The organism is Pantoea sp. FN0305 (assembly GCF_050113845.1).
GTDB classification, from domain to species: domain Bacteria; phylum Pseudomonadota; class Gammaproteobacteria; order Enterobacterales; family Enterobacteriaceae; genus Mixta; species Mixta alhagi.
This window is the reverse complement of sequence record NZ_JBNJSN010000005.1, coordinates 240833-262080: the sequence shown is the minus strand read 5'-3', so window position 1 is coordinate 262080 and position 21248 is coordinate 240833. Positions and strand designations below refer to the sequence as shown.

At 52.1% G+C, this 21248-nt stretch carries 20 protein-coding genes, 2 tRNA genes and 1 other RNA gene; 10 read left to right on the top strand and 13 right to left on the bottom strand.

The features are described from left to right. Nucleotides 1–83: 83 nt before the first annotated feature. Together ACQE3Y_RS12265 and ACQE3Y_RS12260 are read left to right on the top strand one after the other, a co-directional pair. Entirely contained in the window at nucleotides 84–794 is a 711-nt protein-coding gene (locus tag ACQE3Y_RS12265) for a phage antirepressor KilAC domain-containing protein (RefSeq protein WP_250650089.1), read from the top strand. A gap of 495 nt (nucleotides 795–1289) precedes the next feature. Then, entirely contained in the window at nucleotides 1290–1811 is a 522-nt protein-coding gene (locus ACQE3Y_RS12260) for a hypothetical protein (protein ID WP_426981771.1), read from the top strand. Nucleotides 1812–1889: 78 nt separating this feature from the next. Here ACQE3Y_RS12260 and ACQE3Y_RS12255 read toward each other — a convergent pair whose 3' ends face one another. After that, nucleotides 1890–3170, bottom strand: coding sequence for a YeaH/YhbH family protein (locus ACQE3Y_RS12255; RefSeq protein ID WP_085071541.1), 1281 nt, complete (start codon nucleotides 3168–3170; stop codon nucleotides 1890–1892). 93 nt (nucleotides 3171–3263) lie between these two features. Further along, on the bottom strand, nucleotides 3264–5198 hold the full coding sequence (gene yeaG / locus ACQE3Y_RS12250) for a protein kinase YeaG (protein WP_085071542.1): 1935 nt from the start codon (nucleotides 5196–5198) through the stop codon (nucleotides 3264–3266). Nucleotides 5199–5621: 423 nt separating this feature from the next. Here yeaG and ACQE3Y_RS12245 point away from each other — a divergent pair, with 423 nt between their 5' ends. Next, the gene (locus ACQE3Y_RS12245; RefSeq protein ID WP_426981770.1) at nucleotides 5622–6371 is read left to right on the top strand and encodes a MipA/OmpV family protein; all 750 of its coding nucleotides are present in this window, start codon (nucleotides 5622–5624) and stop codon (nucleotides 6369–6371) included. Between the two features lie 76 nt (nucleotides 6372–6447). Beyond that, a complete protein-coding gene (locus ACQE3Y_RS12240) occupies nucleotides 6448–7299 on the top strand; it encodes an aldo/keto reductase (protein WP_426972401.1) in 852 nt (283 codons plus the stop codon). A 72-nt stretch (nucleotides 7300–7371) separates the two neighbouring features. Here ACQE3Y_RS12240 and ACQE3Y_RS12235 read toward each other — a convergent pair whose 3' ends face one another. Together ACQE3Y_RS12235 and gapA are read right to left on the bottom strand one after the other, a co-directional pair. Beyond that, on the bottom strand, nucleotides 7372–8250 hold the full coding sequence (locus ACQE3Y_RS12235; RefSeq protein WP_426972402.1) for a D-hexose-6-phosphate mutarotase: 879 nt from the start codon (nucleotides 8248–8250) through the stop codon (nucleotides 7372–7374). Between the two features lie 77 nt (nucleotides 8251–8327). Continuing rightward, nucleotides 8328–9326: a glyceraldehyde-3-phosphate dehydrogenase gene (gene gapA, locus ACQE3Y_RS12230; protein ID WP_250650083.1), complete on the bottom strand. Its 999-nt coding sequence runs from the start codon at nucleotides 9324–9326 to the stop codon at nucleotides 8328–8330. A 342-nt stretch (nucleotides 9327–9668) separates the two neighbouring features. Between gapA and msrB the strand changes: the two genes are divergently transcribed. Then, on the top strand, nucleotides 9669–10079 hold the full coding sequence (gene msrB / locus ACQE3Y_RS12225) for a peptide-methionine (R)-S-oxide reductase MsrB (protein ID WP_085072347.1): 411 nt from the start codon (nucleotides 9669–9671) through the stop codon (nucleotides 10077–10079). Nucleotides 10080–10083: 4 nt separating this feature from the next. Then, nucleotides 10084–10365 carry a YeaC family protein gene (locus tag ACQE3Y_RS12220; RefSeq protein ID WP_426972403.1) on the top strand — a complete coding sequence of 94 codons (282 nt, stop codon included), beginning with the start codon at nucleotides 10084–10086 and terminating at the stop codon, nucleotides 10363–10365. Between the two features lie 30 nt (nucleotides 10366–10395). On the opposite strand, the gene pncA is transcribed toward ACQE3Y_RS12220, so the two are convergent. The 3 genes from pncA to sppA form a co-directional block, all read right to left on the bottom strand. Then, nucleotides 10396–11007, bottom strand: a complete 612-nt coding sequence (gene pncA / locus ACQE3Y_RS12215; RefSeq protein ID WP_426972405.1) for a bifunctional nicotinamidase/pyrazinamidase — start codon at nucleotides 11005–11007, stop codon at nucleotides 10396–10398. Nucleotides 11008–11021: 14 nt separating this feature from the next. After that, nucleotides 11022–12038: an asparaginase gene (gene ansA / locus ACQE3Y_RS12210; RefSeq protein WP_250650079.1), complete on the bottom strand. Its 1017-nt coding sequence runs from the start codon at nucleotides 12036–12038 to the stop codon at nucleotides 11022–11024. Nucleotides 12039–12131: 93 nt separating this feature from the next. Next, nucleotides 12132–13988 (bottom strand): signal peptide peptidase SppA, encoded by a 1857-nt coding sequence (sppA, locus tag ACQE3Y_RS12205; RefSeq protein WP_426972406.1) that lies wholly within the window; start codon nucleotides 13986–13988, stop codon nucleotides 12132–12134. Nucleotides 13989–14160: 172 nt separating this feature from the next. On the opposite strand from sppA, the gene ACQE3Y_RS12200 reads away from it, so the two are divergent. From ACQE3Y_RS12200 to ACQE3Y_RS12190, 3 genes are all read left to right on the top strand, one after another. Continuing rightward, entirely contained in the window at nucleotides 14161–14712 is a 552-nt protein-coding gene (locus ACQE3Y_RS12200; protein ID WP_085071562.1) for an NAD(P)H nitroreductase, read from the top strand. A gap of 189 nt (nucleotides 14713–14901) precedes the next feature. After that, complete coding sequence (locus ACQE3Y_RS12195) at nucleotides 14902–16818, top strand: DNA topoisomerase III (protein ID WP_426972407.1); 1917 nt, start codon at nucleotides 14902–14904, stop codon at nucleotides 16816–16818. Next, nucleotides 16818–17129: a YnjH family protein gene (locus ACQE3Y_RS12190; RefSeq protein ID WP_085071564.1), complete on the top strand. Its 312-nt coding sequence runs from the start codon at nucleotides 16818–16820 to the stop codon at nucleotides 17127–17129. Before ACQE3Y_RS12195 ends, ACQE3Y_RS12190 begins: the two co-directional genes overlap by 1 nt. A gap of 37 nt (nucleotides 17130–17166) precedes the next feature. On the opposite strand, the gene xthA is transcribed toward ACQE3Y_RS12190, so the two are convergent. From xthA to ACQE3Y_RS12160, 6 genes are all read right to left on the bottom strand, one after another. Next, nucleotides 17167–17973: an exodeoxyribonuclease III gene (xthA, locus tag ACQE3Y_RS12185; RefSeq protein WP_085071565.1), complete on the bottom strand. Its 807-nt coding sequence runs from the start codon at nucleotides 17971–17973 to the stop codon at nucleotides 17167–17169. 191 nt (nucleotides 17974–18164) lie between these two features. After that, a non-coding RNA gene (locus tag ACQE3Y_RS12180) (RtT sRNA) lies at nucleotides 18165–18289 on the bottom strand. A 43-nt stretch (nucleotides 18290–18332) separates the two neighbouring features. After that, nucleotides 18333–18417, bottom strand: a tRNA-Tyr gene (locus ACQE3Y_RS12175). A 130-nt stretch (nucleotides 18418–18547) separates the two neighbouring features. Next, nucleotides 18548–18632, bottom strand: a tRNA-Tyr gene (locus ACQE3Y_RS12170). Nucleotides 18633–18781: 149 nt separating this feature from the next. After that, nucleotides 18782–19630: a formyltetrahydrofolate deformylase gene (gene purU / locus ACQE3Y_RS12165; protein WP_085071566.1), complete on the bottom strand. Its 849-nt coding sequence runs from the start codon at nucleotides 19628–19630 to the stop codon at nucleotides 18782–18784. A 53-nt stretch (nucleotides 19631–19683) separates the two neighbouring features. Continuing rightward, nucleotides 19684–20142: a YchJ family protein gene (locus tag ACQE3Y_RS12160; protein ID WP_085071567.1), complete on the bottom strand. Its 459-nt coding sequence runs from the start codon at nucleotides 20140–20142 to the stop codon at nucleotides 19684–19686. Nucleotides 20143–20251: 109 nt separating this feature from the next. Here ACQE3Y_RS12160 and rssA point away from each other — a divergent pair, with 109 nt between their 5' ends. Continuing rightward, nucleotides 20252–21151 (top strand): patatin-like phospholipase RssA, encoded by a 900-nt coding sequence (rssA, locus tag ACQE3Y_RS12155; protein WP_426972408.1) that lies wholly within the window; start codon nucleotides 20252–20254, stop codon nucleotides 21149–21151. Nucleotides 21152–21248: the final 97 nt, after the last annotated feature.

The following is a 21248-nucleotide window of genomic DNA, read 5'->3' as shown; positions in this document are numbered from 1 at the left end:
AATACTGGATATTAAACCAGTAATACGTATACTATTTGTACTCCCTAACGGGCTGATGCTACTTGCAAGTCAATGGTGAAGCTATGATGATTTCTACTGAGAGCCTGAACGCTCTTCATCAATCCGTCACAATGAGTAGCCGTGAAATCGCCGAGATGACCGGTAATACCCATGGTGAAGTGAAACGTCTGATTAAAAGTCTGGAAACGGCCCAGCGTCTGTCACAGCCGTTAATCGCATGGGATTACGAAGCTGACGGCACGACACGCCAGGAATATCGTCTTAACAAGCGTGACTCGGTGCTGGCCGTGGCGCGTTTATCGCCAGCCTTTACTGCTGAAGCGCTTGATCGCTGGCAGGAGCGGGAAAAAATGGCGCATCTGCCCGATTTTACTAATCCAGCGGAAGCGGCGCGCGCCTGGGCCGAACAGTTTGAACAGCGTCAGAAAGCAGAGCAGCAGCTGGCGCTTTTCGCCCCCAAGGCTGAATTCTTCGATCGTTATGTCACGGTTGAAGAGGAGTCGCTTGGTTTCCGTCAGCTGTGCAAAATGCTGAAGGTTAAAGAGCCTGACTTTCGCCAGTTCCTGCTGGAGCGTCATATTATGTACCGCATGAACGGCACGCTTACGCCGCATCAGCAGCATATCAACGCAGGGCGCTTTACTCTGCGTTCCGGAGTAGGCGAAAACCAGCATGCGTTTTCGCAGGCGCGCTTCACGGCTAAGGGCGTGAAGTGGGTTGCCAGCCTGTGGGCAGGGCATATTGCATCGCAGCCGAAAGGCGCTGCGGCCTGATAACAAGCCGGGAAGGAGAACGTCGATGAATGGATGCGATGCAAGTTAAAAGCCGGTCATGGACCGGCTTTTTTGTTTCTCAAATCCGCCTGGCTCGCCTCATGGGTAACATCGCCTGCGCTATACCGGTTCGGAGTTTTTCATCCTTCGCGCGGCTTCGCGCTGTTTTACTATCGCCTGTTACTACCTTTTCGCTTAAAGCTGAGATTTAATCAGCGTCGATGCGCAACGGGTGTTTTACTGAAATAAATTTATATCAAAAGTAGATCACAGTTTTAATAATAATAATTTAAATATTGAATCATTCTGTTAGTTTTTACGGGTTTTCTGCTTTATTTTTTATTGCTGACTAAAGGTACTTTCCCTTGAGAAGAGGGACGGGAACTTTATCAACACAAATCCGTTAACTTTATAGATTGAGTGTGTAGTCTTAATCAGAAAATGATATTAGTTCGCAGAAAGCCTTCTGCTATTCAAACTCATAAAGGAAGCACTTTGGCTGGTAAACTTACAGGCGTCGCTTGCATAGCTTTTACTGGAGTGGCAGCTTTTTCCAACCTCTGTCTGGCGGATGAGCTGGATCTCTATTCCCTTCATACCGCTTCATTTGCATACCATCTTTATTCTCCGACCAAAGATTATAACCAGTACTTCAAAAATAATTTGATTGCTGTGGAAAGGCGGGTTAACGAGAACTCAGATTACAGTCTGTATGCGGGTACCATGATTAACAGTGAAGGGAATCGATGCGCGCTACTGGGTTTTGAGAAGGATTGGGGAACCTACAACAACCTGACCATTGAGGGCATTTACCTCTATGCCGGTGAGTTTTGGTTTAAGTCGTTTTCAAACTGTGGCGATAAGGGTATGTACCAGGATATAAAGAAGATGACTGGCGTTGGCTTCGCTCCTTATATTTATCATGGCGTTAAGTATGAAATGAACCCTCATGTTAATTTCAGATCGGGCGTTCTGCTGCCGGGAATTTTGGTTCTTAGTCTGCAGTTAAAATTCTGACGGGCTGGACAACGAGCGCATGATGGCGATAAAAAAGCAGCCTTCAGCGGCTGCTTTCAAGGCACCAGCTTATACAGACTAGCTCATCTCGCTGGCCTGTTTATGAAACAGCTCGCGGAATACCGGATAGATATCCTCTGGTTCACGAATATGCTGAATCGCAAAGTTATCAAACGCGGCCTGAAGATGCTCATATTCACGCCACAGCGTTTGATGAGCACGGCGGGTAATCTCGATATAACTGTAATAACGCACCACCGGCAAAATGTTCTTTGCCAGTATCTCATGGCACAGCGGTGAATCGTCAGCCCAGTTATCGCCATCGGAAGCCTGCGCGGCGTAGATATTCCATTGCGTGGGATCGTAGCGATCTTTCACCACCTCATCCATCAGCTTTAAGGCGCTGGAAACAATAGTGCCGCCGGTTTCCTGCGAGTAGAAAAACTCCTGTTCATCCACTTCCTTAGCCTGAGTATGATGGCGAATATAAACCACTTCCACGTTTTTATAGGTACGGCTCAGGAACAGATAGAGCAAAATATAGAAGCGTTTTGCCATATCTTTTGTTGCCTGATCCATTGAGCCTGATACGTCCATCAAACAAAACATTACTGCCTGACTGGACGGCTCCGGTCGTTTTTCAAAGTTTTTGTAACGCAGGTCAAAAGTATCGATAAAGGGAACGCGCTCGATGCGTGCCCGCAGTTCAGCAATCTCTTTACGCAGCCGCTCTTCTTCCAGAAGCTGCACCGGCTCGGTTTTTTCCACAGTCTGCAGCGCATCCTCCAGCTCATGCAGCATACGGCGTTTACCTGCCGTCATCGCGGTACGCCGCGCCAGTGAATTCTGCAGCGAGCGTACCACGCTGATATTGGCGGGCACGCCGTTAGAGGTAAAGCCGGCGCGATGCGTCTTATATTCATTCATCTGCCGCTGCTGCGTTTTACGCAGGTTGGGCAGAGCCAGATCTTCAAACAGCAGATCGAGATATTCATCCTTGGAAATTTGGAAAACAAACTCATCCTGACCTTCACCATCCTGGCTGGCGTTGCCCTGGCCGCTTCCGCCGCCGCCGCCGCCGCCCTGAGGACGTTCTACACGGTCATTCTGTACAAAATGATCGTTGCCGGGATGAACGCGATGGCGGGTGCCGCCGCGTCCCTGATGGAAAACAGGTTCATGAATGTCATCTACCGGTATAGAAACAGATTCACCACTCTCAACGTCGGTAACCGAACGTTTATTGATGGCCTCGGAGATCGACTGTTTAATTTGCGACTTGTAGCGGCGTAAAAAACGCTGGCGATTTACCGCGCTTTTATTTTTGCCGTTCAGCCGCCGATCGATAAAATAGGCCATAGCTCCCCCAAACCACGTTGCAAGCAAGGTCGGACATAATGTCCGACCTCTTTACTGTCGCTTCCGTTACGTTTATAGGCTGGTACGCCTCACTTACGATGATTTGCGTACGCGCAGGTACCATTCGCACAGCAGACGAACCTGCTTGCGGGTGTAGCCTTTTTCCATCATACGGTCGACAAAATCATCATGCTTTTTCTGCTCATCGGTTGACGTTTTTGCGTTAAAGGAGATAACCGGCAGCAGCTCCTCGGTATTAGAGAACATTTTTTTCTCAATAACCGTGCGAAGCTTCTCATAGCTGGTCCAGTTTGGATTACGTCCGCTGTTCTGTGCGCGGGCGCGCAGGACAAAATTGACGATTTCATTACGGAAATCTTTGGGATTGCTGATGCCAGCTGGTTTTTCAATTTTCTCCAGCTCAGCATTCAACGCCTCGCGATCAAAAAGCTGACCAGTATCGGGATCGCGATACTCCTGATCCTGAATCCAGAAATCCGCATAGGTCACGTAGCGATCAAAAATATTCTGACCATATTCTGAATAGGATTCCAGATAGGCGGTCTGGATCTCTTTGCCAATGAATTCGGCATATTTAGGGATCAGATAACCTTTCAGAAACTCCAGATATTTCTCGGCAAGTTCCTGTGGGAACTGCTCGCGTTCAATCTGCTGCTCCAGAACGTAGAACAGATGGACCGGGTTTGCCGCCACTTCCGTATGATCGAAGTTAAATACCCGCGACAGAATTTTAAATGCGAAACGTGTGGAGAGCCCGTTCATGCCTTCATCCACACCAGCATAATCGCGATACTCCTGGTACGATTTGGCTTTCGGATCGGTATCCTTCAGGCTCTCCCCGTCATAAACCCGCATTTTTGAATAGATGCTGGAATTTTCCGGCTCCTTCAGGCGGGAAAGGATCGAGAAGCGGGCCAGTGTTTCTAGCGTACCGGGCGCGCAAGGTGAATGGGTCAACTCACTGTGATTAAGCAGTTTTTCATAAATCTTGATCTCTTCCGAGACGCGCAGGCAATAAGGCACCTTAACGATGTAAACACGGTCAAGAAACGCCTCATTGTTTTTGTTGTTACGGAACTGCACCCACTCAGATTCGTTGGAGTGCGCCAGAATAATCCCGTTAAACGGCAGGGCGGAAATCCCTTCCGTACCGTTGTAGTTACCTTCCTGCGTTGCGGTCAGCAGCGGATGCAGCACCTTAATCGGCGCTTTAAACATCTCTACAAACTCCATGATGCCCTGGTTGGCGCGGCACAACGCCCCTGAATAGCCGTAGGCATCAGGGTCGTTTTGCGCATGGTTTTCCAGCTTACGGATATCCACCTTACCGACCAGCGCGGAAATATCCTGGTTGTTCTCATCGCCCGGCTCGGTTTTTGCGATAGCCAGCTGCTCCAGAATCGACGGCCAGACTTTAACCACTTTAAAACGGGTGATGTCACCGCCGAACTCATGCAGCCGTTTTGCCGCCCACGGCGACATAATGGTGCCCAGATAACGACGCGGCACGCCATACTCTTTTTCAAGAATATTGGCATCTTCCTGTGGATTAAACAGGCAGAGCGGATGGTCATTGACCGGACTGCGTTCGCCGTCGGCGCTCAAAACATAAATAGGTACGCGCTGCATCAGCGATTTTAAGCGTTCGGCGAGTGAGGATTTACCCCCACCAACCGGGCCCAACAGATAGAGGATCTGTTTTTTCTCTTCCAGGCCCTGAGCCGCATGTTTCAGGTAAGAGACGATTTGTTCAATCGCTTCTTCCATCCCATAGAACTCTTCAAAAGCCGGATAACGTGCAATCACACGATTTGAGAACAGTCGGGAAAGGCGAGGCTCCTGGGCAGTATCGACCATGACTGGCTCACCAATAGCCATCAAGAGTCTTTCTGCCGCGTTGGCGTATGCACTGCGATCCTGCTTACAGGTAGCAAGAAATTCCTGCAGTGTGAACTCTTCGTCCTTGGCAGCTTCATAACGCTGACGATAGTGATCGAATATATTCATAGCGATGCCCGTCCTTTCGTTTTTAGCACAGGTAATGGAAGCGTTATAAAAGGTGTATCAGCTTCCGGAAGATATTCTCTTGGGAGTACAGCAACCCTTATGCCAACCTGACGTATTTTTATCGGGGTACACAGATTTGATGGTTACTCTGCTCGAACGAATCACATAGGTTACTTTTAACTGTAGATGGCATTTCAGGAATTTTCTTTAATGCTATTGAATTGCACCAGGAAAGTGTGACCGGTAATAAGCATTGCCCTTGCGGGGCGCGGCCTGTGACGGCTTTGTAAATAAGCGGAAAAAGGCTCAGCAAACTGAACCCTTCTTTCCTTCGAATATGACAAAATGTATTAAGATTTAAGCCTGTCACGTAATGACGTTAAACTGCCTCTCTAATTGTTCTATTTATGGAAGAAACATATTGTGAACCGATTCAAAATTAGCGCGCTTGCTTTGCTGCTGCCTCTTTGTGGTGTCACCCAGGCGGAACAGACGTCTCCGCTCACGCTGGGTGCGTCAGTGGCGTATGTGCAGAGTCCCTATAAAGGGGGACAGGATCGCTATTTACCGCTTCCGGTGATCAACTATGAAAGCGACAGCTTCTGGCTGCGCACGCTGCAGGGTGGTTATTATCTGTGGAAAGATCAACAGGATCAGCTTTCTGTTACCCTGGCAGGCTCGGCGCAGCGCTACGATCCGGATGATAACGATCTGGGCGCGATGAAAGGGCTTGATGAACGTCACATGACGCTGATGGGCGGCCTGGAATACCGTCATATTGCTGAGTGGGGGATTGTGCGGACCAATCTGCTTGGCGATGTACTGGGCAAAAGCGACGGTATTGTCTGGGATCTGACCTACCTTTATCGCTTTGAGTTCGGTGACTTCAGCGTGGCGCCTGGCATCGGCGCAACCTGGACCAGCGCCAATCAGAATCGTTATTATTATGGCGTGTCCAGCCACGAGTCAGCGCACACCGGCATTCGTCGCTATCAGCCGGATGACAGCTGGAGTCCTTATCTTGAGCTAAGCGCTAACTATCGCCTGACCGAGCGCTGGAATACCAGCGTCTATGCACGCTATACGCGTCTGGCTGATGAGATTAAAGATAGCCCGATGGTCGACACAGATTCTCAACTCACCACCTGGGCTGGAATTAGCTATAGCTTCTGATTAAGCAGGCTAAAACAGGGCAGCGGGCGCTCCGTTGCGCCTGTTTGGTGCATGCCCGCTGTGCAAAGGAGGGAGGATGGGCAAAAATATAGCGTTTGCTGCAGATTTGACGTTGCCAGCCATTGGTCAGGGTACCTGGTATATGGGTGAAAAAGCTGAGCTACGTCAGCAGGAAATTGCCGCCTTACAGGCTGGCCTGGAGTGCGGTTTAACGGTAATCGATACCGCTGAAATGTATGCAGACGGCGGGGCGGAGCAGGTTGTTGGTGAGGCACTGCAGGGAAGGCGCGATCGTGCCTGGCTGGTTTCAAAGTTTTACCCGTGGAATGCCGGCGTTGATGATGCAAGGGAAGCCTGTGAACGCAGCCTGAAGCGCCTGAAGACGGACTATCTTGATCTCTATCTGTTGCACTGGCGCGGCAATATCCCGCTGGAGGAGACGATCCGCGCAATGGAGAAACTTCAGCTGCAGGGAAAAATCCGCCGCTGGGGCGTGTCTAATTTTGACTACGAGGACATGCAGTCGCTTTGGCAAGAGCCAGGCGGCAGTGCCTGTGCCGCTAACCAGGTGCTGTATCATCTTGCCTCACGCGGCATTGAGTTCGATCTCCTGCCCGCCTGTGTTGAGCGCCAGCTGCCCGTTATGGCCTATTGCCCGCTGGCTCAGGCTGGGCGTTTGCGCCATGGCCTGATGACCTCGCCCGAACTAAACGACATGGCCGATCGGTTGGGGATTAGCGTAGCGCAACTGCTGCTGGCGTGGGTGATCCGCCACCCGAACATCATGGCGATTCCCAAAGCCAGCAGTATCAGCCACGTGCAGGAAAACGCCGCCGCGTTAAACGTGACGTTAGATGAAACGCATGTGAAGCAAATCGATCTGCTGTTTCCGCCGCCGCAAAGCAAGCAGCCGCTGGATGTGGTCTGAAAATAACGTCATGCAGGCCGGGCATTTGCCCGACCTGCAACAGCTGGCATACTTTTCAGACAGCAAGATAAATTAGCGCTTTTTACGCAGGCGGAAGGTCGTGGCCAGGCGTGCCGGCTGCTCGGGCGCACTCTTCATTGGCGTATTGATACGTGCTGTTTCTACGCAAACCATGGTCTGAAAGCCATCGTTCGCCATATCGGCCATGCTGCAGGATAACTCCACGCCCGGATTCCAGGTAACCACATCGCTATGATGATGGTGGTAAACCTCAATCACCCGCTGCCCGGATTTATCGTGGATCAGGCTGCAATCTTCTGGCCGGGTATAAATACGATCGACCTGACCGGCATAGCGCTGTTTGCCATCCTCAGAGGTTGCCTGTTCGCCGCCTTTCACCTTATCGATAAAGTGCGTGCCCAGACCGCTGACTTCCACCTCCGCAATATCCGCCACGTTGAAATAGCTGTGCAGGGCGCAGGTTGCCTGGTATTCACCATGCGCTTCCAGCTCAATTTCACAATGTTCACCCAGGCGAAAGCGCGCAATTAATGTGAAATCATGCGGCCAGAGCGCTTTGGTCTGCTCATTACTTTCCAGCACCAGCGTCAGCAGAACATTGTCGTTATTTTCATCGTGAGCAGAGAGCGTCCAGGGTTGATTACGGGCAAAGCCGTGTGCCGGTTGGCCTGCCGGGCCAAACCACGGCCAGCAAATCGGTACGCCGCCGCGAATCGCCTTGCCTGGGGTAAACGCCGTTTTGTCACTAAGCCAGATAACCGGCTTCTCACCGTTTGGCTGCCAGGCAATCAGCTGTGCGCCCTGCAGCGTAACCGCAGCACGCACTTTCGGATGATTAACCACAATAACGGGCAATTCGCCAATCTGTCGTTGGCTCAGGTAAGGGGAGATCTGGTTTTCCACGGGAAGCGAAAAGATTTTTTCGGTCATGATGTTACCTTGCTGGAATTCAGACGATAAAAAAGGGCGACCGTAGTCGCCCTCTAAGCTTAGTCTGTCACCGTTACTTATTTAGAAGCAACCAGCGCGACCAGATCCAGAACTTTGTGAGAGTAGCCGGTTTCGTTGTCATACCAGGAAACCAGTTTCACGAAGTTGTCGTTCAGTGCGATACCGGCAGCGGCATCGAACACAGAAGTCAGGGTTTCGCCGTTGAAATCGGTAGAAACCACGGCATCTTCGGTGTAGCCCAGAACGCCTTTCATGTCGCCTTCAGAAGCGGCTTTGATGGCTTCACAAATTTCTTTGTAAGAAGCAGGCTTAGCCAGACGTACGGTCAGGTCAACAACGGAAACGTTCGGAGTCGGAACGCGGAACGCCATACCCGTCAGTTTACCGTTCAGTTCCGGCAGAACTTTACCTACGGCTTTAGCCGCACCGGTAGAAGATGGGATGATGTTTTGAGCTGCGCCACGGCCGCCGCGCCAGTCTTTGTGAGACGGGCCATCAACGGTTTTCTGCGTTGCGGTAGTTGCATGAACGGTGGTCATCAGGCCTTCAACGATACCGAATTTGTCGTTGATAACTTTAGCCAGCGGTGCCAGGCAGTTGGTGGTGCAGGATGCGTTAGAAACGATGTCCTGGCCAGCATATTTGTCAAAGTTAGCGCCACGAACAAACATCGGGGTGTCATCTTTAGACGGGCCGGTCATAACCACTTTTTTAGCGCCAGCAGCGATGTGTTTGCGTGCAGTTTCGTCGGTCAGGAAGATACCGGTTGCTTCCGCTACTACGTCAACACCGACTTCGTCCCACTTCAGGTTAGCCGGGTCTTTTTCAGAGGTAACACGGATTTTTTTGCCGTTTACGATCAGCGCGCCGTCCTGTACTTCAACGGTGCCTTCGAAGCGGCCGTGCGTTGAGTCATATTTCAGCATGTACGCCATGTATTCCGCGTCCAGCAGATCGTTGATTGCAACGATTTCAACGTCAGAACGTTGCTGCGCAGCACGGAAAACGATGCGACCGATACGACCAAAACCGTTAATACCTACTTTGATAGTCATATATTCCACCAGCTATTTGTTAGTGAATAAAAGGTTGCCTGTAAAATTACAAAATCCTTACCAGGCGTCAAGCGGAATCGTGTCAATTATTGCGACAAATCAAACCTGTGATGGTGAATTTGCAGGTAAAAATCCGCTTCCGCGCCTATTCTCCCGCAGGAGTTTTACGCCTCGATTACCGAATATAAAGGCCTGCTCTGACTGGAAAGTGATCTTCATCACAGTTTGACAGTTAAGCGGCGGTGAAAATTCGCCAGGCACAAAATATTAAGCTGTTCTTGTTAACTGTTTGTTAGAATACTAGCCGATTTTTCCAGAATAACACTGCCAGAGATGATGAAAATGGCTAAAGAATTGAACGATCGTACGCCTGATAACCAGCTTAGTGAAATGCAACGTTATGTTACCCAGCAGCGGGGCACTGAGCCGCCGTTCAGCGGCGCGCTGTTGCATAACAAATCGGAAGGTATTTATCACTGTCTGGTATGTAACGCGCCGTTGTTTTTATCGGAAACCAAATACGATTCTGGTTGCGGCTGGCCCAGCTTTTATCAGCCTTACAGCGATGATGCGATTCACTATCTGGAAGATAATTCACATGGCATGCAGCGAATTGAGATTCGTTGTGGCAGCTGCGACGCTCACCTTGGCCACGTCTTTCCCGATGGCCCTCAGCCGAGCGGCGAACGCTACTGCGTAAATTCGGCCTCGCTGAGCTTCAGCGATAATGACGGTAATCAGATTAAAGGTTAATACGATGAAATCTGAACTCAAGGCGATAGTCGAGGCAATGACCCCCGAAATTTATCAGCGTCTGGCAACGGCGGTAGAAATCGGAAAATGGCCAGATGGCGTGGCGCTTACGGAAGAGCAAAAAGAGCACTGTATGCAGCTGGTTATGCTGTGGCAGGCGCAGCACAATCATCAGCCGCAGCATATGAGCATCGGCGCGGGCGGAGAGCTGGTCACCCGTTCGAAACGCGAACTAAAAGAAGAGTTCGGTATCAGTGACAGCGTCACGCGTATCACGCTGCAATAATTATCCCGCCAGCACGGCGGGATAATGGCCTTACTGGCGGATTAGCGCGCCGTTTGCCGCCATATCCGCTAAGGCCTGCTGGCTGTCCTGCGGCTGTAAGTTAACGCCGCGGCAACCTTCAGCAATCACTTCTACCTCATATCCTAACCGCAGCGCATCCAGCACGCTAAATTTCACGCAATAGTCTGTGGCCAGACCCATCATGACCAGACGCCTGATGCCCTGCTGACGTAACCAGGCATCAAGCCCGGTCTGACGGCGATGACCGTTATCAAAAAAGGCGCTGTAGCTGTCAATATCAGGCTGCTCACCCTTATGAAATATTTTATCGATTAACGTGCGCCTGAGCGCCGGATGAAATTCTGCACCCTGCGTATGTTGAACAGCATGATCGGGCCACCAAATCTGCGGCAGGCCATTCAGCTCGCCCAGCGTATTCACGGCCTTACCGGAAACCGAAGCAAAACTGCCATGGTTTGCCGGATGCCAGTCCTGCGTGGCAATCACCGGTTCGCCACGCCGGTGAAATGCTTCGGCCAGCTGATTAGCTACGGCAATAGTCGCGTCGCCGTCGGCCACCGCCAGTGCGCCGCCCGGACAAAAATCATTCTGCAAATCGATAAGGATCAACGCCTGGGTCATAACAGACTCCGCTATTAGTTATCAGAGGTTAGCTCGCCACGCAGATTGACCTGCATTAGCTGCCGCACTTCATCGCAGCTTAACGGCTGACTGAGTAAATAGTGCAGTTTGGTCAGAGTAGCCTCTACCGTCATATCGAAGCCGCCGATCACGCCTGCATGGGCGAGGGCGTTGCCGGTAGCGTAGCCCCCCATATTCACCTTGCCCGACATACACTGCGTAAGGTTAACCACCACAATACCGCGTTCGGAGGCTGCCCGCAGCTCAGTCAGGAATTCGGCGTTTTGCGGCGCGTTACCCACGCCATAGGAGCGCAGAATCAGTGCTTTTACCGGCTGGCGCAGAAAGTTGCGTACCACTTCAGCAGAAATTCCCGGATAGATGGTCACCACCCCGATTGGCTGAGGCGTAATAGGATGAACGATCAGTTCGCCTTCGCCTTGTGGGGAGGCGGGCGTATTCAGTCGTCGGATATGAATACCCGCTTCCAGCAGCGGCGGCAAATTGGGCGAGGCAAAGGCATTAAAGCCATCTGCATGGGCCTTGGTGGTGCGATTACCCCGGTAAAGGGTGTTGTTAAAAAATAACGAGACTTCTTTGATCGGGTAGTTAGCCGCAACGAAGAGTGCGTTCAGTAAGTTTTGCTGGCCGTCAGATCGCAGTTCCGCCAGCGGGATCTGTGACCCTGTCACTATTACCGGCTTGGCCAGATTCTCCAGCATAAAAGAGAGCGCCGAGGCGGTAAACGCCATGGTATCGGTGCCGTGCAAAATCACAAAACCATCGTACAACGCATAATTTTGCTGAATATCGTCTGCAATCGCCTGCCAGTCTTGTGGCGTCATATCAGAGGAGTCGATCAGCGGCTGATATTCATGAATGGTAAAGTCAGGCATCTCCGGACGATGAAACTCCGGCATGGCTGACAATTGCTGCTGAAGGTGGCCGGAAACCGGAATATAACCTTGTTCTGAGCGCTGCATACCGATGGTTCCGCCGGTATAGGCAACGTAAATGGATTTTTTTTGCATGAAAAGCGACTCAGCTTGGCGGTAAAACCGCAGTATAAGGTAAAGTCTCAGGAAGAGCAGCCCGACCAGCGGCAATACCGGCCGGGCTGAAAGTTATCGCACGTCGCCGCAGGTCAGGCAGAGAGCGTAACGGTTTTGCGGATCGTTCAGGGTTCCCAGAAGCCCGGGCTGCTGTTTCATGGCGCTTACCACATCCACCATCGGGGCCGGTAGCCAGGCTTTTAACGTAGCGGGCAGCAGTGCCTGTACTGAAGCATCCATCTGGCCCAGTACCATGTCAATAAAGGCAGGCTCATCGGCAAACCAGTTGAGTTGTACATTCTTCACCTTCGCCAGTTCTGCCGCCTTAGTAATGGCATCATCAAAATCACCCAGTGCATCGACCAGGCCATTTGCTTTGGCATCTTCACCGGTCCAGACATGACCCTGGGCGATCTGATCGATCTGCTCAGGCGTTTTCTGCCGTGCTTTTGCCACCAGGCCGATAAAGTTGCGATAGCCGTTTTCAATGCTGAGCTGCATCATTTGCTGTACTTCAGGCGGCAGCGCCTTGGTGGTGGCAACGTCCGCCAGCGGCGAGGTCGCTACGCCATCAGTATGCACGCCGATAGCATCCAGCGAATTTTCCACCGTATTAATTACGCCGAAAATGCCAATGGAACCGGTTAGTGTCGCCGGGCTGGCAATAATGTAGTTAGCAGGCGTTGAAATCCAGTAGCCGCCAGAGGCTGCCATGCCGCCCATGGAAACCACCACCGGCTTGCCTGCTGTACGTGCTGCCGCCAGCTCCTGACGCACCACTTCCGATGCGGTTACGCTGCCGCCAGGGCTGTTTACACGCAGTACAATTGCCTTGATTGCCGGGTCGAGCCGCGCTTCGCGGATCTGCGCTGCGGTGGTATCGCCGCCGACGGAGCCCGGCGTCTCTTCGCCATCCATAATGGCACCATTCGCAAGGATCACGGCGATATTGCCATTCTGCGAACTGGTATCCTTCACCGGATAGTCATAGATGCTGATAGCGTTGTAATCCTGATCCTGTTTGTCCCAGCCAAACTGTTTGGTAAACAGCTGCTCGGTTTCGGCACGGGTCGCCAGCTGATCCACCAGCTTGTTTTCTTTCGCATAGAGTGCCGTATCGCCGCCGGTTTTTTGCAAACCGCTCAGTAGCCCCTGCGCGCCAGGGAAAAGCTGTTGTGGGCTAATCTGACGGTTAGCGGCAACGGTATGCAGATAGTTTTGCCACAGTTCGCCTACCCAACGGCTGTCGGCCTCGCGCGCTGCCGGCGACATATCATCACGCAGGAAAGGCTCTACCGCAGATTTATAGGTGCCGACGCGGAAAACGTGTGAGGTCACTTTCAGCTTGTCGAGCAGGCTTTTGTAGTAAAGCGTGTTGGTGGCGAAGCCGTGCAAATCGACGGTGCCCTGCGGCGAAAGGTAAATTTTATTGGCATAGCTGGCGAGGTAGTATTGCGCCTGACTATAGCTGTCGCCGCTGGCGTAAACCGGCTTGCCGCTGTCGCGGAACTCACGCAGCGCCTTGCCGATATACTGCAGAGAAGGCTGGTCGGCCCCGGCAAAGTTACGCAGGTCCAGCACGATTCCGGTGATTTTCTCATCCTCTTTGGCCTGACGGATCGCTGCCACCACATCAAAGAGCGAATTCTCTTTCAAACGATCGCTGCTGGCACCCAACAGCTGACGACCAATTTTGCTGAGCTTGTTGCTGACCGAAGGTTTATCGACCACCACGCCGGAGAGATCGACTTTTAGCGCGCCACGCGGCACCTCTGCCGGTGTGCTGACGCTTTTAATCTGTAGCCAGATCCCTACGCCAATCAACAGCAAAAAGATAAAAAATAAGTTGAGGATGCATTCACGAACAAAGTTCAGCACCCGCCATGTCCATTTAAATAAGCCGGTTATGATTCGCCACAACGTGCGCATGTTTTCTCCATAATCACCAGACAGAGCACAGAAAAGCAGCTTTTCTGCCAGAATTTCATCCACATCCTAAAGAGCAGTGGGGCAAATGTCAGCAGGAAATCGCACGCGGCTGTAACAAAAGGTCAGCCTGTGCTAGTTTGCAGTGAATGCTAATCATTATCAGGAGGCATAAATGGATGCACTGGATTTACTGGTTAACCGTCGTTCCGCATCGCGCTTAGCCGAGCCTGCGCCACAGGGCGAAGCGCTGGACAATATTATACGCGCTGGTATGCGCGCACCGGATCACGGCACGCTACAGCCATGGCGCTTTCATATTATTGAAAAGCAGGGATTAGAGCGCTTTAGCGCGCTGCTGGAGCAGGCTGCGCGTGACGGAAACATGGATGATAAAGCCATTGAAAAGGCGAAGCAGTCCCCGTTCCGGGCGCCGATGATTATCACCGTGGTTGCGCACTGCGTCGAGCATCATAAAGTGCCGCGTTGGGAGCAGCTGTTATCAGCAGGCTGTGCGGTTATGGCAATGCAAATGGCTGCCGCCGCACAGGGCTTTAACGGTATCTGGCGCAGCGGCGCCTGGACTGATAACGACGCGGTAAGAGCGGCATTTAACTGTCGCGAACAGGATGCGATTGTCGGCTTCCTTTACCTGGGCACGCCGCAGTTAAAATCATCCACCACCGTTTTACCTCCTGATACCGCCCCCTTTGTCAGTTATTTCTGACAGATCGCGCGCCGCTGTTTTGGCAGGATAAGTTGATTATCCTGCTTTTTATCCACTCCGCCGCAGGGATGGCTTATCACGCCAGAGCGAACGCGTTAACATAGATGACCGCTCTTATTGCGAGCGGTCTGATGCCGATTAAAGCCGGTGTTCCTTATTATCTTGTCTTAAGAGAGCTTTGCCCCATTCATGCGCCTGTTTATTGCTGAAAAGCCAAGCCTGGCCCGCGCCATTGCCGATGTGCTGCCGAAACCGCATCGTCGTGGCGATGGTTACATTGCCTGTGGAAACGATCAGATGGTTACCTGGTGCGTGGGGCACCTGTTAGAACAGGCCCAGCCCGACAGCTATGACAGCCGCTATGCGCGCTGGTCATTAGCGGATTTACCTATCGTGCCGGAAAAGTGGCGTTTACAGCCGCGTCCTTCCGTAGCGAAACAGTTGAATGTGATCAAAAAACTGCTGGAGCAGGCGGATGAAGTGATCCACGCCGGCGACCCCGATCGCGAAGGACAACTGCTGGTGGATGAGGTGCTGGACTATCTGGCGCTGCCCGCTGCTAAACGTGATAACGTCCAACGCTGCCTGATTAACGATCTCAATCCGCAGGCTGTGGAGCGCGCCATTAACCGTCTGCGACAAAACAAAGAGTTTATTCCGCTATGTGTATCGGCGCTGGCTCGCGCCCGTGCTGACTGGCTGTATGGCATAAATATGACCCGCGCATGGACCCTGTTGGGGCGCAATGCTGGTTACGACGGCGTGCTGTCGGTGGGGCGCGTGCAGACGCCGGTATTGGGGCTGGTGGTGCGGCGCGATGAAGAGATCGAAAACTTTATACCAAAAGATTATTTTGAAGTAAAAGCGCATATCGTCACGCCTAAAGAGGAGCGATTTGTGGCGCTCTGGCAGCCCAGCGACGCCTGTGAACCCTGGCAGGATGAAGAGGGAAGGTTATTGCATCGCCCGCTGGCGGAACATGTGCTGGCGCGCATTGGCGGTCAGCCTGCGCATGTCACCGGTTATCAGGACAAGCGGGAAAACGATACTGCGCCGCTGCCTTTCTCACTTTCCAGTCTGCAGATTGAAGCGGCCAGACGCTTTGGCCTGAGTGCCCAGACGGTACTGGATACCTGCCAGCGGCTGTATGAAACCCATAAGCTGATTACCTACCCGCGCTCCGACAGTCGTTACTTGCCGGATGAGCATTTTGCCGGGCGTCATGCGGTATTAAACGCCATTAGTGCGCATCGGCCTGATATGAAAACCCCGGCCGATTTCGATACCAACCGTAAAAACCGCTGCTGGGATGATAAAAAGGTGGACGCTCACCACGCCATTATTCCTACCGCGCGCAGCAGCGCCGTGCGTCTGAGCGATAATGAAGCCAATATCTATGGGTTGATTGCGCGTCAGTATCTGATGCAGTTTTGCCCGGATGCGGTTTACCGTAAATGTATTATTGAGCTGGATATTGCTGGTGGTAAATTTATCGCCAAAGCGCGTTTTCTTGCCGAGGCGGGCTGGCGAGCATTGCTGGGCAGTAAAGAGCGGGATGAGGAGAATGACGGTACGCCATTGCCGGTGGTAGCGAAGGGCGATGAGCTGTTGTGTGAAAAAGGGGAGATCGCCGCAAAGCAAACGCAGCCGCCACGGCCCTTTACCGATGCGACGCTGTTATCTGCCATGACCGGCATTGCCCGCTTTGTGCAGGATAAAGATCTAAAGAAAATCCTGCGTGCGACCGATGGTTTAGGAACGGAAGCAACCCGGGCCGGCATTATCGAACTGCTGTTCCGGCGCGCCTTCCTGACCAAAAAGGGCCGTTATATCCATGCGACCGAAGCGGGCAGAGCGTTAATCCACTCTCTGCCGGAAATGGCTGCGCGTCCCGATATGACGGCTCAGTGGGAATCAACGCTGACGAAAATCAGTGAAAAGGCCTGTCGCTATCAGGATTTTATGCAGCCTTTGGTCGCAACGCTGCATGACCTTATTGCGCTGGCGCGTCAGCAAAGCTCGGCGCGCGCCTTTCGGGGCGTAGCGGCACCCGCCGGGAACCAGAAACGTCGTAGTAAAAAGGCGAAAGCAAAGGAGACGGAATAATGAAACTGGCATGGGGAATTATGCTGGCACTGCTGTTAAGCACGGCAGCGCAGGCGCAACGCCATGATTATCATAGCGGCGGTAATCAGCAGAGCGATATAAACAGCGATGTGATAGTGGATATGCCGCCGGAAGTCTGGACGCAGGGGCAAAATCGTTCGCAGAATCCGCCCTGTTTGCGTTGCTGTATCTATGAAAATCGTAGCTATACCGAAGGCGCGGTGGTTAAAGCGGAAGGGGTGCTACTGCAGTGCGTACGCGATGAGAAATCGTTGGGCACCAATAATCTGATCTGGCGTATCGTGAAATAACCAAGGGCGTTGCGACAAGCCTCGCAACGCCTGCTGTTTAAAGCTGGAACTCAGCCCAAATCGGCGCATGGTCGGACGGTTTTTCCATAGCGCGGATCTGATAGTCGATGCCGGTATCGATACAGCGCTCTGCCAGCGCACGCGTGGCCAGCAGCAGATCGATACGCAGGCCACGGTTATCATCAAAACCTCTTGAACGATAATCAAACCAGGAAAAGCGATCGGCGCACGCGGGGTTCGCGGCTCGCCAGGTATCGACCAGACCCCAGTTAAGCAAGCGATCCATCCACTCCCGCTCTTCCGGCAGGAAAGAACATTTACCGGTACGCAGCCAGCGCTTACGGCTATCTTCACCGATACCAATGTCCAGATCGCTGCTGCTGATATTCATATCGCCCATCACTAAAACCCGATCGTCCGCCGTCAGGTGGGTTTCCAGATAGTTTTGCAGATCGCGGTAAAATTTTTCCTTTGCCGGAAATTTTGTCGGATGGTCACGGCTTTCGCCCTGCGGAAAATAGCCGTTAATCACGGTAATATTCCCGGATGGGGCGGGGATTTGCGCAATAATCAAACGGCGCTGCGCCTCTTCATCATCCTCAGGAAAACCGCGCTGTACCATAAGCGGCATTTCGCGGGTCAACAGGGCTACGCCATAATGGCTTTTCTGACCATGATAAAAGACGTGATAACCCAGCTTGCTGACATCCTCCAGCGGGAACATATCATCATGAACCTTGGTTTCCTGCAGGCCGATAACGTCAGGATTATGCTGCTGAATCAGCGCTTCCAGCTGATGGGGGCGAGCGCGTAGCCCGTTGATATTGAAAGAGATGAATTTCATATTGCGATAACTGCACAGTAAAAAGATGGCAGGATGTTAACAGAGATGTTTTGCTGATGACAGTATGTAAACCGGATTGCGCACGTTGTCTCGCGTTGCTCGACGCGAACCTTGTCGAAGCTTCTCACCTTCTCCCTGGGGGAAGATGCCGCATTAGCGCTGAGTTTGAAAACAGGGGGAGTATACAAAGATGGTGGTGGGAGAAGGATGACTCGTCGCTGCGCTCCTCACCCTGCGGGCCGTGCTGCGCACGTTGTCTCGCGTTGCTCGACGCGAACCTTGTCGAAGCTTCTCACCTTCTCCCTGGGGGAAGGTGCTGCATTAGCGCTGAGTTTGAAAACAGGGGGAGTATACAAAGATGGTGGTGGGAGAAGGATTCGAACCTTCGAAGTCTGTGACGGCAGATTTACAGTCTGCTCCCTTTGGCCGCTCGGGAATCCCACCAGATAAAACAGGTTTGCTCTTATTGTCGCTTTCAGCTTCATCCGTCATCAAGATGATGGATGCCAGATTTGCCCGTAAAACTCGCCAACATGCCCGGCGGGTTTTATTCCTCTGCGCTGAAACAGAAGAGTGGTGGTGGGAGAAGGATTCGAACCTTCGAAGTCTGTGACGGCAGATTTACAGTCTGCTCCCTTTGGCCGCTCGGGAATCCCACCACGGGTCAGGACAATATTGCCTGAAAGCGGGGCGCATCATAACAAATGAAACGATGCTGTAAAGCGCCCCACGAAAAAAAGCGGTCTGTTCGCCGTTTTTTTACCCACGACGCCGCTTTGTTGAACAACCGGCATCGGTAAAGCTTAACTTAAAGAATAATCGTGCGGTTGCCGTAGACAAAAACACGCTGTCCCAGCACCTTATATAGCGCACGGCTTAACACATTTTTTTCTACGTCGCGTCCCGCACGCATCATCTCTTCTGCCGTATAGCTGTGGTCAACGTTAATCACGTCCTGCATGATGATTGGGCCTTCATCCAGGTTGTCATTTACGTAGTGCGCGGTGGCGCCGATAATTTTTACCCCGCGTTCGTACGCCTGGTGATAAGGGCGCGCGCCGATAAACGCCGGCAGGAACGAGTGGTGAATATTGATGATCTGGTTCGGGTAACGTTGCACAAAAGCGGGCGTCAGAACGCGCATATATTTTGCCAGTACCACGTAATCAGGCTGATAGCGATCGATCTGCTCTGCCATCTGGTTATCGTGCTCTTCTCGCGTCAGCCCTTCGTGGCTCACCAGAACAAAAGGAATATCGAAGCGCTCTACCAGCGAACGCAGCGTATCGTGGTTGCCGATAACGGCGGCGATTTCCATATCCAGCCCGCCGAAAGCGCTTTTCATCAGTAGGTCGCCCAGGCAGTGCGCCTCTTTGGTAACCAGAATTACCACGCGACGACGTCCGGCACATTGCAGCTCACGAACCGAACCCTGCGGGAGCGCGCTGTCCAGATCCGCCAACAGCGTCGTATCGTTAAAAATGCCTTCCAGTTCAGTGCGCATAAAAAAGCGCCCGGTGCGATGATCGACAAACTCATTGTTTTGCACGATGTTGAGCTCGTGCTTGTAGCAAATGTTAGTGATCTTGGCGATAAGGCCCTTGGCGTCAGGGCAAATAGTTCGAAGTACTTTACGTTGTAAGTTCTGCGCTTGCATGAGTTATCAATCCTGTCGAAGCGGGATAGCAGTGGATCTGAACGGCACCAGCATTACTGGCCGCAACACTTTTTGTATTTTTTTTCGGAGCCACAGGGACAGCGGTCATTACGACCCACCTGGGGTGCGGTTCCATCAATATAGTACCAGCGTTGATCCTCACGGACAAAGCGCGAGCGTTCATAAACCGCCCCTGTGCGGCCATTTTCGCTATAACGCGCAAAAAATGTCACATAAGCTTCATTATCATGACTTCCCGCCTCGCGGGCGACGATGGTCAGCCCTTGCCAGACGGTTTGTGGAAAACTTTCAGATAAGGCCTGGCGCAGTTGTGAAGTACGATGCGTGCTGTGCCAGGTCGCCAGTAAATAATCAACGTCATGTCGGGCATAGGCCGTATAGCGGGAACGCATTAGCGCTTCCGGGCTGGGAGGGATATGCTCGCCACTTAGATAGGGACCGCAACATAGGCTATACTGCAATCCGCTGCAGCATGGGCAATTTTCAGACACGTGAACTCCAGATTTTGCAACAACAGGGCGAAAGACGTTATTTTACGTTATGTTATCTGACCCGAACATATAACGCTATTCAATGAAAAGGGGTGAAAACAGGAATGCAATGAGACAGGTAAAAATAGGACTGGCGCTGGGCTCAGGCGCTGCCAAAGGATGGGCGCATATCGGCGTAATTGATGCGTTGTTGAGTGCGGGGATCCGTATTGATGTTATTGCTGGCTGCTCTGTTGGCGCATTGGTTGGCGCAGCCTGCGCGACCGAAAGATTGCCGTTGTTAGAAAAGTGGGTAAGATCCTTTGGTTACTGGGATGTGATTCGGTTGATGGATTTTTCTTGGCAGCGGGGCGGTTTACTGCGAGGTAATCGCGTATTTAACCATATTCGTCGTTTAATGCCTGATGAGTCTATCGAACAGTGTCATATTCGTTTTGGCGCGGTAGCCACCAACCTGAGCACCGGGCGAGAGCTATGGCTAACCGAAGGTGATTTGCATCAGGCGGTACGCGCCTCTTGCAGTATGCCAGGACTGTTGCCGCCGGTGAGACATAACGGCTATTGGCTGGTGGATGGCGCGGTGGTGAATCCCGTTCCGATCTCTCTGACCAGAGCGTTAGGGGCAGATATTGTTATTGCTGTTGATTTACAGCACGATGCGCATCTCATACAGCAGGATCTTTTCTCTGCCACACCCATGCAAAACATGCCGGAGGAATCTGTATCCTGGCGCGGCAGGCTGCGCCAACGTTTGGCACAACATTTAACACAGCGACGAACATCTCTTTCGCCGGGTGCGATGGAGATCATGACAACCTCAATTCAGGTACTTGAAAATCGCCTGAAGCGTCACCGCATGGCGGGGGACCCGCCGGATGTATTAATACAGCCTTATTGTCCCCAGATTAGTACGCTTGATTTTCATCGTGCAGAGGAAGCGATTGCAGCCGGAAGAGCCGCAGTTGAGAAAAAAATGGATGAATTATTACCATTAGTACAGAGCCGGTAATGAAAATGGGTCAATCACACATGTTACTTCAGGCAATTCTGACAGGCACAAGTGCGTTTTTTGAACCACTATTGAGTTATCTGGCTTACGGGGGAAA